This window comes from Cycloclasticus sp. (assembly GCF_019090545.1).
GTDB classification, from domain to species: domain Bacteria; phylum Pseudomonadota; class Gammaproteobacteria; order Methylococcales; family Cycloclasticaceae; genus Cycloclasticus; species Cycloclasticus pugetii.
In genome coordinates this window covers 43,759-57,297 of the sequence record NZ_JAHRVT010000026.1, presented here as the reverse complement: position 1 = coordinate 57,297, position 13,539 = coordinate 43,759, and the positions used below count along the sequence as shown (strand labels likewise).

The window sequence follows — 13,539 nt, the reverse complement described above, 5'->3', positions numbered from 1 at the left end:
TTAAAAACTAGTTTTTCACACGTGAAGTGTATTCGCCTGTGCGAGTATCAACCTTAATCACTTCGCCAATTTGCACAAATAAAGGAATTCGAACAACTGCACCTGTTTCTAATGTTGCGGGCTTACCACCACCGCCAGAAGTATCGCCTTTTAAGCCAGGGTCGGTGTCGGTCACTTCAAGCTCTACAAAATTTGGTGCCGATACCAATAAAGGCGCCCCATTCCATAAAGTCACAATACATTTATCTTGTTCTTTTATCCACTTTGCAGCATCGCCAACTGCGGTTGCATCACCGGATACTTGTTCGAACGTTTCATCATCCATGAAGTACCAAAAATCCCCATCGTTATATAAATAAGACATTTCAGTTTCCATTACGTCAGCCGCTTCAACGGTTTCGCCCGACTTAAACGTGCGGTCAATGACCCTACCTGTTTTTAAATTACGAATCTTTACTCGACTAAACGCAGGCCCCTTACCGGGTCTCACGAATTCATTTTCAACAATCGTGCATGGCGAATTATCCAACATAATTTTTAATCCGCCTTTAAATTCATTTGTACTGTAAGTGGCCATGTAAATTCTCGTTAATTAATATAGTTAAATTATAAAGTTCTTCAATTAATGGTCATTATAATGGCTAATATGATGAACACAGAAAAAACTTCTTTAATTCCGAGCTGGCAGCAAGAACTCCAATCGGCCTTTACAAACATCAATGACTTATTGTGTTTTTTAAACCTTAATATTGACGACCTTAGCCTTCATACTGAAGCAGCTAAAGATTTTCCACTTCTGGTCACAAAAAGTTACGCACAGCGCATTAAAAAGTCTGATTGGGGTGATCCGCTGCTTCGGCAAGTTCTCCCCGACCCTAGTGAGCTTTTAACAAACCCAGATTATTTAAATGACCCAGTTGGTGACAGCCAAGCCAGTGTCTTGCCCGGCTTGTTACATAAATATTATGGTCGTATTTTACTGGTTAGCACGGGGGCCTGCGCAATACATTGTCGTTACTGTTTTCGTCGTGAGTTTCCATATACTGACAATAGTGCAAACCGCTCACAGCTTGACTCTATTAAACAGTACCTCATTGAACACCCAGAGGTAACCGAGGTCATTCTCAGTGGTGGCGACCCGTTAACGCTAAGTGATACCAGACTTCAGCACTTATTTGACTTGTTTGAACAGCTGCCACAAATTGAGCGTATTCGAATTCATTCAAGAATACCCATTGTGTTGCCTAGCCGGATAAGCAAAAAATTATTGGAAATACTTTCCTCAACAAATAAAAAAGTCATTATGGTTATTCACGCCAACCACCCAAACGAGTTAGATGATAGTGTTTCTAACACTTTGTTTGCTATAAAAAAAGCGGGGCTTACTTTACTCAATCAAACGGTATTATTACGGGGCATAAATGATAATGTAGAAACCTTAACTAACTTAAGCCACCGTCTATTCCATTGCGACACCCTCCCCTATTACTTACACGTTCTTGACAAAGTAAACGGTGCCATGCATTTCGACACACAGATGGAGCATGTGTTTGATGTATACCAACACCTTCAAAAAAAACTCCCAGGTTATTTAGTACCTAAGCTGGTACGCGAAGAAGCCGGCAAGCCTTATAAAACATTATTATCTACAAATATTAACTTTCCTTAAAATAAGGCGCATAATCAAACCTAACTTATAAAAAATGATTTTAAACACACCTTAAATAAATACTGACTTAAGAAACACCACATGGATATGCACAAAAAATTCACGGATAGAATTGGGCCTGTCGTAACTAAATCTCACGTAGATTTGCCTTTTGAGCCTAATACAAGATCCTGCCAAGAGTGGGTAGACGACTTGCCGATCTTAGACGCCGCATCGACAGCAGGAATGATGTTGACAGCAACGCAAGGGCTATTATCAACGACCGTTGCCCCCTACACTGAGTTCAAAATTTCTGAGGTAGTTAGCCCTTATGTTATAAAACTAACTATCCTTAGTCTCAAAACGATAGAAAACTCCAACCTTCCGTTAAGCCAAAAACAAGCTAAGTTATCAACACAAATTTTAAATATCTTAACCAACACCCAAAATGTATATCAAAATATTGTTCGTTCAACATGTTTTATTGAAAACAATTTTGATAAAAACAATAACAATAAATCTGTTTTTTCTGAACATGAAAAAGGCCTTATTATCTTTAGAGCCATAGAACTTCAGGGCATTATTCAGCTTTTTGATGCTCTAGTCTACAGACCCACTGACCATAACTTCTGGAATAACTTAAATGCCCTATATATGCTTGCTGAAGGGTTAAACATTCATCAGTTAGAATATTTGACAATAGATAAAAGAAAACACACAACCATAGAAAATGAATTTAAAAAAAATCACTTTTTCCATTTAGCCAGTCCGAATAGGTTTAACCGACACGACATAAAAACTATTCAGCGTATTTTGTCTATACAGGCTAATAACATTTTAATATCATCAAAACCACAAGCATCAGCGACCTTTTATATTGACATTTCATTACCTAAGCCCGCTTCTCACTTGATCAACTTAAATATAAATGATCATTGTAGATTTATAGATAATGAGAAGCTTTTAAAATTCATTTGTAGTGATCACATCATGTCCCCCAAAAGGTATGACTCAATTTCACTTATGTCTGACAAACCTACCTTATCAAAAATAACAATCCAAAGATTACTTCCTAGCTGGAGTACTTTTCAAAACCGACGGTCAGTAAGGCATGAAAAAATTGAAGAGGTTCTTGTCTACCCTGGCTTTGACAGTATCATTAGAGCTTTAGTTATTGAGCAAAACCCCGAACACTTCAATAATAAATCAGCACAGCAACAAAAGAACTCGATCAACTTTAATGTCGAGAATCTAGAAATAATACCAATGGAGTTACACCAAAGAAATTACCATAAATCTAGTAATGCCCTCGTGAATAAAGCTCTTAAAGCGACTGCCGAGAGCACGCTCAAAGAGACTAACAAATACTCTCTTTCTGCAGAAAAAATCTGGAAAGCCCAATATGCTCTAAACCCAGGTGAAAAAGGCGAAAAAGTAACCGCGCACATTGGAGATAGTAGCTTACAAGGCTTAAGGTTTAATATCACTTCTAATAACAAACCTCTTTTGAAAGCTTGCGATATTATCTGTCTTAAATCAAAAAATGGGTTACTCCAATTAGCGATTATTAGACGTATCAACAAACTTGATGACGGCGATATTTCTGTGGGCGTAGAAATGATGTCACCTAGCCTTAAAATTGCTAATATCAATTTCCATGATAAGGAGCTCCACCCAAAACCCGTCATTTTCCTCCAAAGCATTCCCAATATTCATCAGCCTGACTCAATTATCACCCCATTTTTACTAGACAACACTACTAAAAATATCGCGTTAATAACAAAGGGCAACACCGATTATTATCGTATTGGTACAGCAATTGAAACAAATCAAGTTTTTAACCATTACACAGTGTTAAAAGAAACGAATCTAGATTAAGGTATGCAATAACATAATACTTGGCTAATAGATGACTAAGAGGACTGTACTAACTGTTGATTTTTCAACAAAAGAAATTAAGGCTTTAGAACTTGCATTGAACACAACAAAAACCGATGTCACTTTAACGCCAACAACTATTAACCGTCTAAAACCGGAGTCATACTCTGATGCGAACCTAGTCGTTGTAAAATTAAACGATGATGACTCTAAAAACGAAGATTTAATACGAAAAGTAAAACAGTACTTTCTTCACTTCCCCATAATTTTACTGACAGAAAGACACCTAAGCAGCAAGGAAGTCAAGCTTTACGATGCTAATAACATTATCGATATTCGCAGCTTTAACCCTGTTCTTTTGGTCGCTAAATCTATCGCCCGTGAGGTAACCTTACAGCATAATAAATATTTATTACACCAAGTTAATTCACAGTTTAAAAATGAATCTTACCGGTTCGAGTCTTTTCTAAAACATACCGAAGACGGTGTCGCGCTTATCCACGATGGGCAATATTGGGCAACCAACTCAGCCTATAAACGTATTTTTAACATTCCTGATGATGAAAACATTATTTGCAAACCCGTTATGGAGTTCAGCACCCCAACATCTTGCCCTGTCCATGGTAATCCATCTAAAAGAAACTTCAATACGTCGCTAGAATCGTTACCTGATGAAACCGTCTTATCAGTTCTTATACAAACTCGAGATGGCGACTCATTTATCACCACTCTCTATAAAACGCATTGCTTTGTTAAAGAGCAGCTTTGCACACAAATCTTAATTCATAACCCCGATGCATGGAGTAGCGTAGAAAAAGGCTTCACCGACCTACGAACCTTTGACCATGAAACTGGCTTGTACAACAAAAGATTTGTGACTGAATATATTGATAAAGAGATAGCCAGTGAAGAAGCACATGGCTCGCTGGCCATTATTCTGATTGATGACTTCCGCACTATTCGAGAACAGCATGGTATTAATTATACCGACGACGTTATTCGCTCCCTAAGCCGCACGATTAACGAAACCTGCTCGCAAAATGATATTCTTGCGCGCTATGGTGATGCTGTCTTCACCTTGTTTTCAGATGAGCTTGGGCGCTCTGAGTTTTTGTTAAGCTGTCAAAAAATACTAACCCAAGTTAACAACACCCTCTTTGGCGATGATAGCCAATACATTAAATTAACCTTAAGTATTGGTGTTAGTTTTATTGACCCGCGAGTCACCACCTCTAAACAACTCACCTCACAGGCTGATAAAGCCTGTGACAAAGCCAGTTCTCATGGTGGCAACCAAATTCATGTCTTTGATTCTGTCACGACACCCTTAACCGTTATCATCGATGAGGCAAAAAACACGCATTTGATACAATCTGCTTTAGAACAAGACAGACTTCACCCGTTATACCAACCCATTGTGGAACTATCCCAGAAAAAAACTGAAAATTATGCGGTGCTACTTAGAATTCTTGATAGCAAGAATGCACATATCCCACCCGATCATTTTATTTTAACAGCCGAAAAAACCGGCTTAATCAGCCAGCTTGATGAGTGGGTATTGAAAAGCACCCTAGAACAAATCAAAGAAGCCTCTCGCCAAGGGATTAAAAGAAAATTCTTTATTTCTATCTCTAATATTACCTACCGAAATACACCGTTCATAGAAACGCTTGTGAGTGAATTAAAGTTCTATAATATAGATGCCAGTTTATTGGTTTTCCAAATCAGCTTTTCCGATGTAAAAATTGAACCTACTGTTTTAAAGAATTTCATCACCGTCATTAAAAAAGAGTGTGGTTGTCAAATCGCTTTTGACCAGATTGGTTTTAGTCAAATCACTGACAGCATATTAAAAGAGTACCATGTTGATTACTTAAAAATAGACGGTACGTTTAGTCAAAACTTACTTAACAATGAAGAGTCACAACAAACCATTAAAGATCTTATTCAAGTTACTCGCAGAAATAACGTAAAAACAATTGCAAAGTCGGTTGAGAATGCAAATACACTCGCGCTACTTTGGAACCTTGGTATTGACGCAGTACAGGGCTATTTCTTACAAGAACCCTCCGACATCATGCGTTTTGACTTTGACCTTAACAACTAATCTTCATTTGCCACGCCATGAGGCACATGTCCAGTAGCAACGTGTAGTTGAGCAGACTCGCAGTGCGCTGCTTGATCATCAAAGAAAATATCAGCACCAAATGATTTTAAAAACTCACCTTTTGCTAGCCCACCTAAAAAAAGCGCCTCATCAATTCTAATATCCCAAGAACGAAGCGTTCGAACAACACGCTCGTGGGCTGGCGCTGAACGAGCCGTTACCAACGCTGTGCGAACAGGAGATATTTCTTCAGCAAACTGACTTTGTAAATTATGCAAGGCAGATAAAAAGGATTTAAAGGGACCGCCAGACATCGGTTCTTTAGCTGATACCTGCTCATTTTCAGTAAACGCATCCAGCCCTTTTTCCTTATATATTCTCTCCGATTCATCAGAAAAAATAACCGCATCACCATCAAAGGCTATCCGTAACTGATCATTAGCAGCATCCGTGCCTTTACCAGACAAAATAGTCGCTGCAGCATGCCCTACCTCCAACGCCTTACGTACATCTTCTGGAGAGGTTGAGAGAAACAAGTCCACTTCAAAGGCTGAGATATAACCAAACGGGCTATTACCACTGGTAAAAGCAGCACGCTTTATATCTAAATCATGTTCGCGTATTGAGTTAAATACCCTAAGTCCAGTATCGGCGCTATTTCTTGATAATAAAATCACCTCAACTGATGCCTCAGGTAATCGTTTGTTCAAGCCCAAAAGCTTTTTCACTAAAGGGTAAGCCACCCCGGGGTTTAAACTCTCATCCTCCCTAGCAATTTGATAAGCGCAGTACGCTGCTTTGCCTTCTGTTTCAAACACTTTATTCGATTCGACTAAATCAAATAATGCCATTGAAGAGATCCCAATCGTTAATTTTTTAGAACCTGATGATTGCATGATGAATACCCCTATTTCGCTCGTCCATATTAAATCATGTAGATAAGCCCCATAAAAGAAGCCCTTTGCCATGTACAACTAGTTGAAGATTCAAGCAGTACTGACGATATTAGTTGTTTATAAAGCCTCTATCAATAACTCATATAAGCATAAACTAACTGCTAGTTTATTTGTTCATCTGTTGAAATCAGATCAGCGCTTAATTAGACAGAACTAATGCCTTCGCCTGTGGCTGCTAAGTCCTCAGAATTACCTCGTTCCACCCAGTTCCATGCAACAAAAAATGCTATTGCACTCAAGAAAGAGGCCATAGTAAATACCCATTGCGAACCAAACGCATCCCAAAGAAAGCCCGCTAGCAGCCCACCAAACATGCCACCTGCCCCATAACCAATACTCGTATATAAAGCCTGGCCTTTATCTTGCGCCGCACCTTTAAAGTAGTGATGTGTTAACTGTATGCAAACAACATGAAATGAGCCAAAAGATGCGGCATGTAATAGTTGCGCCACTAACAGCGCGACCAAACTTTCTGCTAGCCAAGCAATAATTAACCATCTAATAATGGTTAAAAATATACTTAACAATAAAACAAACCGTAATTGAAGATGATGAAAAAGCTTCTGAATTATGATAAATATCGCAATTTCAGCAAAGACGCCTAACGACCATAACAGGCCTATTTCAGTTTCGTTGTAATCTAACTTATCGAGTAATATCGAAAAAAATGCGTAATAGGCTCCATGTGAGGCTTGCATTAAAAAAACCACCATAAAAAATGCGACTATTGCCTTTTTGCTCAAAATGGAATAAATCGTAGGTCCCTTTGTTGGATGTTTTTTTCGCCCTTTTTCACTCAGCAGCAAGCTAGATAAAAAAATCATCACCAAGCACAGACTGACCAAGAGCGGCCATTCATCTAAACCGATGACTGTCAGCACATAGCCAACACCCAACACCGTCACAACAAACCCCACCGAACCCCATAACCTTATTCCGCTATATAGGTTTGTTCGCTGCGCCAATTTAGTTAATGTCACTGCCTCAAACTGCGGCAACATGGCATTCCAAAAAAAACTAAAAACAAAAAATATCAACAAGATAGCAACAAATTCTTGCTCAAATAGCACACAGGTATAAGCCGCCGCGGATACAAAAGAGGCCAACTGGATCAGTCTCATTCGGTCATTAAACCCTGAAGATATCCAAGCTAAAATACTCGGCGAAACCAGCTTAGTTCCTTGCATCACAGCAAAAACCAAACCTACTTGCACAGCCATATAGCCAATAGAATTTAAATACAGGCCTAAATACGGCGTGAGTGCACCTAAGGATGCAAAATAAAAAAAATAGAACCCAGATAACCGCCAATAAGGCAATTTTTGATTAGCCAACGAAATAAACCTTATGCCAGACTATTAGTGAACACTATAACGAGCTGTCTCCCGCTGGAATAATAGGTGCCGCTGATTTCACATCACTGTTTTGTCCTGTGTGTCTTAGCATATGATCCATTAACGTAATGGCCATCATCGCTTCTGCAATGGGGGTTGCTCTAATGCCTACACAAGGATCATGTCGTCCTTTAGTAACAACCTCTATGGGCTGCCCATGTATATCGACAGACTGACCAGGAATTCGTAAACTGGATGTGGGTTTCAAGGCGATACTGGCCGAAATCGCCTGACCAGTAGAAATACCTCCTAAAATACCGCCGGCATGATTACTGAGGAATCCTTCTGGCGTTATTTCATCTCGAAACGCCGTACCTAGCGCCTCCACACAGCCAAAGCCCCCTCCAATTTCAACACCTTTGACGGCATTAATACTCATTAAAGCATGCGCCAGTTCGGCATCAAGGCGATCAAAAATCGGCTCACCCAACCCTACAGGGACACCTGTTGCAGTAACATTGACCCGTGCACCAACAGAATCGCCTGATTTTCTCAATGCATCCATATAGTTTTCTAATTCACCTACTTTACTGGGATCTGGACAAAAAAATGGATTTTCATGGACATAGGCCATATCAACCACATCAATTTTAATTGGTCCTAATTGAGCCAAATACCCTTTAATTTCAACACCAAATTTCTCTCGCAAATATTTTTTTGCAATACCGCCAGCGGCTACTCTCATTGCCGTTTCACGGGCAGAAGAACGCCCACCACCACGATAGTCACGAAAACCATACTTATGCTGGTAGCTATAATCTGCATGCCCAGGTCTAAAGGTTTCTTTGATATTCGAATAATCCTTAGAACGCTGGTCTGTATTTTGTATCAACAGCCCAATAGAAGTCCCTGTTGTTTTCCCCTCGAACACACCCGATAAAATTTTTACTTCATCAGCTTCACGTCGTTGTGTTGTGTGTCTTGATGTACCAGGTTTTCTTAAATCAAGATCACCTTGTAAGTCTGCCTCGCATAGCTCTAATCCCGGAGGACAGCCATCTACAATACAGCCAATAGCCGGACCATGACTTTCTCCAAAACTAGTCACCGTAAAAATTTTTCCTATTGAATTTCCTGACATATTCGTATTATTACTGTTAATTAATTACGCTAGTTTAGCTTGAAATAGCGTGTGATATTTTAATAATTGTTCTTTCGTTAACATGAAAACACCATGTCCACCATACTCAAACTCTTGCCATAGAAAGGGGACTACTGGGTAACATTGTTGCAAAGCCTCATCTGTGTTTCCAACTTCAACATAAAGCACCCCACCTTCTTTTAAATATTCTGGAGCCTTCACAAGAATGTTATGCACCAATTCTAAACCCGATACTCCACCATCCAAACCAAGTTGAGGTTCTTTATAAAACTCGTCAGGTAAATTAGAAAGCTCCTCATGCCCAACATATGGCGGGTTACTAATAATCAGATCATATTGCCGATTCGCCAAGCCTTCAAATAAATCTGACTCTATAGCCTCTATCCTGTCTGCAAGCTTATGCCGCTGTATATTTTTATTAGCAACATTTAACGCCAACGCTGAAATATCTGCCAAATCAACCTTTGCCTCAGGAAAGCTAAACGCACTAGCAATCCCTATGCAACCGCTGCCGGTACATAAATCTAGAATACTATTTATTTTTGAGCTATCCACCCAAGGAGCAAACCGGTCTTCAATAAGTTCTGCGAATGGCGAACGAGGGACAAGAACATTATTATCAACAAAAAAAGGTAGGCCAGCAAACCACGCTTCACCCACTAAATAGGCAGCAGGAATTCTTTCTACTATTCTACGCTCAAAAGCATCTAAAACTTTTTGCTGTTCATCAACACTCACCTCTGACGATAATATCTGCTCATTATCTAACGGTAAATTCTTTGTGATGCCCAGCACAATATAACTGGCTTCATCTAGTGTATTATCTGTCCCATGGCCAAAATAAAGCCCTGCATCAGCAAATAAATTAGCGCCCTCAGTAATGAGTTCATTAATTGTCTTTATTTTTTGTATTTTAATTGTCATAAGGGCATAGAAAGGGCTATATTTAACTGAATAAATTAATGGGTGATAATTTTAACTCAATTAATACCTTATCAAAGCAGTTTAAAAAAGCAGTTTAAATAATGTCCAGCAGAAGCTTAACAAACGAAGAAGTTAACTCTCTATTTCCTATCAGAAATTTCTCTGATAATAGTAAACAACAACTTCAAGGAATGGTAAAAACAGAACAATATGATGCTAATAGTATTTTATTCTCTGTGGGAAAAAGTGACGATAAGCAAATTTATTTGTTAGAAGGCAAAGTACAACTGACGTTTGCTAACAACAAAGAAAGAATCATTGAAGGTGGTAAAATAGAAGCACGTTTCCCCATTAACAACTCGTTACCACACCAAGCTACGGCTACTGCCGTTGAAGAAGTCACCGTTTTATCTATTGAGCGCAGCACATTAGATAATTTATTAAACGAAGCACTACCCAACAGTAATATGGCAATTCTCGAGGAAAGTGAAGACCCCTTGCTATACAACCAACTTTACTTTGAAATCACTCAAGAGATGCAAGCTAATAAACTTACCTTACCATCTATCCCTGAAACAGCTATAAAAGTTCGTAAAGCAATCTCGAATCCTCACGCAACCTCGGACACTATTGCGCAACTTACTCAGCAAGATCCTGCCATAACCGCTCAGCTAATCAAAGTCGCTAATAGTCCATTGTTTAGGGGCCGCGAAAAAATTGAATCACTTCCTCTTGCAATAACTCGACTAGGTATAAAAGCGACTAGCAATCTCGTTACAACATTTACCATGAGAATGGTTTTTAATGCTAAAACAAAAGACATAAAGGATTTGATCTCAGCGTTATGGCTTCACAGCCGAGATGTCTCTGGAATTTGTGCTGTGATGGCTAAAAAGCTCAAAGGTTTTAATACCGATAAGGCCATGCTGGCCGGCTTAATACACGATATCGGCTCCATTCCTATTTTAACTCATGCAGATAAACACCCAAACTTAATACATAACAAAACAGATGTTCAATATACACTTAAAAAGCTCTCCCCTGTTCTTGGAAAGATGGTCTTAAAAAAATGGAATTTCACTGACGATTTTATTGAATTAACTAGTAATGCTGAAAATTGGGAACGAAAAAATGACCAGCCTGCTAATTATACAGACCTTATTATTGTTGCCCAATTACTTAGTTTTAGAAACACTCTCCACCAAGATAGCTACCCAGAAGCCTCATCCACACCTGCTTATAACCGGCTATCTAAACTATTAAGAGACCCTAATGACTCTCTTGATGTGCTGGAAAACTCGCAAGAAGAACTAGCTCTAGTTAAACAACTTTTCAATTAAATAGCGACTTTTTTTTCATTGGAAATACCTAGCCTCCCAACCCGCGTAACAACAGCAACTAGGGAGACTGCTTTAATTATAGACAAGCTCCAAACCGGCCAACCCTTACAAGTAAAAATAGTCGATCAATTAGCCAATAAGCATGACGTTATTATCCGTTTAGGTAATCAACTGATAGCGGTAAAAACAAATATTCCCGTCACTGTTGGTCAAACGATTAACGTGATAGTCGACAGAACGCCTACTGAACTGATCCTAAACGTTAAACAGCCACCACAAGCCAATCAACAAATACCGTTAAGCTTACGTCACTTACTTCCAAAACAAACTCCCGTCAGTGATTTCCATCAGCCACTCGGCGAAGTGCTTGCTGGGATTAATAAGCAAACAGTTCAATCAGCGCTGACTCAGTCAAAAGAACTGGCGCTGCAATTACTTCAGCTTCGGCGTTTAGCCAATAATATTATTCACACCTTGCCCAAGCAAAAAAATATAACAACAGCTGCGGGACTAAAAGACGCAGTCCAGCACTCAGGTGTGTTTTTAGAACCAACCTTACAAAAAATGCTGTTGGACAATAAAGCCGCTTTAAAAAACCATTCTGATAACGCAACAACGAAACATCAGCTTCCACTCGAACATTTAGCCACTAAAGCATTAAACCAACAATCTACTGAGCTCTCTCGCGTTGATATAAAGGCAAACCTTATTAAACTCATACAATTATTGAATGCCTGGCCAAACTCCACAGCAAGCCAACAAAAAGCGCAGCCACAAAGGCTAACGAAAGAAGCGGCACCATCGTCCTCAGTAAAACCTACCGTTATGACACAACAGGCAAGCGCAGCGCAATTATTCGACCAACAAATAAAGGCCTTACTCAATAAAACAGAAGGTGCGCTTTCTAAAATAACGCTAAACCAACTGGCAAGCAGCAATATCGATAACAGTACCGGCCGCCAAACATGGCAAATTGAAATTCCGTTTCTAAACCAACAAGCTACGGAGTCTGTTTTTCTAAAAATTGAACAAGAAGACCCCTCTCGTAAAAAAACGAATGAGACGAGCCCTCAATGGGTCGTTTCGCTTGAAATGAACCCTCCAAAATTAGGCCTCATTAAAAACAAACTCACACTTCAAAACCATCAAATCAGCAGTCATTTTTGGGCAGAACAACTCGAAACACGGCAGCTAATTGATCGTCACTTAAATACCTTCAAAGAACAACTTAGCCGCGCCAACTTAAAGACCGATAGTATTCAGTTACAAGAAGGGCCAGGCCCGATAATGCAAAACAACAAACCTAGCGAATCTATTTTAAGTGAGAAGGCCTAATGACTGACATAGTAAACCCTGCTGATATTGCCATTGCTTTAAAATACGACGGTCAACATGCACCTACTATAACCGCAAAAGGTAGGGGTGATCTTGCACAGGACATTATTGACCTTGCTATTGCTAATGACATCCCCTTTGATCACAACCCAGAATTAGTCAAAATACTCAGTAGTATTCCTCTCGGAGATGAAATTCCCGAAGCACTTTATATAGCCGTTGCAGAAGTCATTGCCTTTGCTTATTTACTATCCGGTAAAGTACCAGACAACTATACAGAGCAACCAGACTAAGCCTTATGTAAGCGAATCAGTAAACTGGCTTCATCAACTGTTAGGTGGCACTTTTCAACAATTTCATCAGCGCTAGCCCCTTTTTGCGCCAACTCTATCGCACCTTGGAACTCTTGTAAGTGCTCAAACGTATCGCTTTCTTCTAATTCTTCTATACGGCCCATTAAACTACGAACACGCCGCTCTGCCCCACCCACGCGCTCATCAACACCTAAACCACTCGCACAAAGGGCTGAAATATCATGTTGAACCGTGTTAAGTTTCTTACCAAGGTGGCTAACTGTAGACTCTAGTGCTTTAGTTCTACACCATTGTTTATAGGTTAGAAAAAACAGCATCACCACCGCCAACAGCAGCGCGGTAACAACTATAGGTATATAAAATTCCATCAAACCCTTTCGTCTATATGTTTAGGCACTGAGTCATCCTCAGTATCTTTTGGTCGTTGCTTTTCAATTTTTTTATTTGTTTGAGCATCTGGTTTATTTTTATTGTTCGGCTTAACAGGACGAACAGCTCTACTTGGTGTTATTTTATTTATACCGGTCATCTTTACTAACCC

At 39.5% G+C, this 13,539-nt stretch carries 13 protein-coding genes; 6 read left to right on the top strand and 7 right to left on the bottom strand.

Annotated elements, in window-relative coordinates; translation table 11 throughout:
- Nucleotides 1–7: 7 nt before the first annotated feature.
- The gene (efp, locus tag KUG63_RS06130; protein WP_015006323.1) at nucleotides 8–577 is read right to left on the bottom strand and encodes an elongation factor P; all 570 of its coding nucleotides are present in this window, start codon (nucleotides 575–577) and stop codon (nucleotides 8–10) included.
- Nucleotides 578–637: 60 nt separating this feature from the next.
- Here efp and epmB point away from each other — a divergent pair, with 60 nt between their 5' ends.
- The 3 genes from epmB (at nucleotide 638) to KUG63_RS06115 (ending at nucleotide 5,633) form a co-directional block, all read left to right on the top strand.
- Complete coding sequence (epmB, locus tag KUG63_RS06125; RefSeq protein ID WP_287554425.1) at nucleotides 638–1,669, top strand: EF-P beta-lysylation protein EpmB; 1,032 nt, start codon at nucleotides 638–640, stop codon at nucleotides 1,667–1,669.
- Nucleotides 1,670–1,750: 81 nt separating this feature from the next.
- Nucleotides 1,751–3,526: a GTPase-translation elongation factor gene (locus KUG63_RS06120; protein ID WP_287554423.1), complete on the top strand. Its 1,776-nt coding sequence runs from the start codon at nucleotides 1,751–1,753 to the stop codon at nucleotides 3,524–3,526.
- Between the two features lie 31 nt (nucleotides 3,527–3,557).
- Nucleotides 3,558–5,633 (top strand): EAL domain-containing protein, encoded by a 2,076-nt coding sequence (locus KUG63_RS06115; protein ID WP_277641972.1) that lies wholly within the window; start codon nucleotides 3,558–3,560, stop codon nucleotides 5,631–5,633.
- On the opposite strand, the gene KUG63_RS06110 is transcribed toward KUG63_RS06115, so the two are convergent.
- From KUG63_RS06110 to prmB, 4 genes are all read right to left on the bottom strand, one after another.
- Entirely contained in the window at nucleotides 5,630–6,529 is a 900-nt protein-coding gene (locus KUG63_RS06110; RefSeq protein ID WP_015006327.1) for a 5'-nucleotidase, read from the bottom strand. The genes KUG63_RS06115 and KUG63_RS06110 overlap by 4 nt on opposite strands.
- A gap of 203 nt (nucleotides 6,530–6,732) precedes the next feature.
- Nucleotides 6,733–7,923 carry an MFS transporter gene (locus KUG63_RS06105; RefSeq protein ID WP_020162440.1) on the bottom strand — a complete coding sequence of 397 codons (1,191 nt, stop codon included), beginning with the start codon at nucleotides 7,921–7,923 and terminating at the stop codon, nucleotides 6,733–6,735.
- Nucleotides 7,924–7,957: 34 nt separating this feature from the next.
- Nucleotides 7,958–9,064 carry a chorismate synthase gene (aroC, locus tag KUG63_RS06100; protein ID WP_020932258.1) on the bottom strand — a complete coding sequence of 369 codons (1,107 nt, stop codon included), beginning with the start codon at nucleotides 9,062–9,064 and terminating at the stop codon, nucleotides 7,958–7,960.
- 24 nt (nucleotides 9,065–9,088) lie between these two features.
- Complete coding sequence (prmB, locus tag KUG63_RS06095) at nucleotides 9,089–10,009, bottom strand: 50S ribosomal protein L3 N(5)-glutamine methyltransferase (RefSeq protein WP_020932257.1); 921 nt, start codon at nucleotides 10,007–10,009, stop codon at nucleotides 9,089–9,091.
- A gap of 101 nt (nucleotides 10,010–10,110) precedes the next feature.
- Between prmB and KUG63_RS06090 the strand changes: the two genes are divergently transcribed.
- From KUG63_RS06090 to KUG63_RS06080, 3 genes are read left to right on the top strand one after another with little or no spacing between them, the layout of a single operon-like run.
- On the top strand, nucleotides 10,111–11,349 hold the full coding sequence (locus tag KUG63_RS06090) for an HDOD domain-containing protein (RefSeq protein WP_020932256.1): 1,239 nt from the start codon (nucleotides 10,111–10,113) through the stop codon (nucleotides 11,347–11,349).
- An 18-nt stretch (nucleotides 11,350–11,367) separates the two neighbouring features.
- A complete protein-coding gene (locus tag KUG63_RS06085; protein WP_020932255.1) occupies nucleotides 11,368–12,684 on the top strand; it encodes a flagellar hook-length control protein FliK in 1,317 nt (438 codons plus the stop codon).
- The gene (locus KUG63_RS06080; RefSeq protein WP_020162445.1) at nucleotides 12,684–12,977 is read left to right on the top strand and encodes an EscU/YscU/HrcU family type III secretion system export apparatus switch protein; all 294 of its coding nucleotides are present in this window, start codon (nucleotides 12,684–12,686) and stop codon (nucleotides 12,975–12,977) included. The genes KUG63_RS06085 and KUG63_RS06080 overlap by 1 nt, the downstream gene beginning before the upstream one ends.
- Here KUG63_RS06080 and KUG63_RS06075 read toward each other — a convergent pair.
- Both KUG63_RS06075 and KUG63_RS06070 read right to left on the bottom strand, forming a co-directional pair.
- On the bottom strand, nucleotides 12,974–13,366 hold the full coding sequence (locus KUG63_RS06075; RefSeq protein ID WP_015006334.1) for a DUF2802 domain-containing protein: 393 nt from the start codon (nucleotides 13,364–13,366) through the stop codon (nucleotides 12,974–12,976). The two genes, KUG63_RS06080 and KUG63_RS06075, sit on opposite strands and share 4 nt — an antisense overlap.
- A complete protein-coding gene (locus tag KUG63_RS06070) occupies nucleotides 13,366–13,527 on the bottom strand; it encodes a hypothetical protein (RefSeq protein WP_020932254.1) in 162 nt (53 codons plus the stop codon). Before KUG63_RS06070 ends, KUG63_RS06075 begins: the two co-directional genes overlap by 1 nt.
- Between the last annotated feature and the right edge of the window lie 12 nt (nucleotides 13,528–13,539).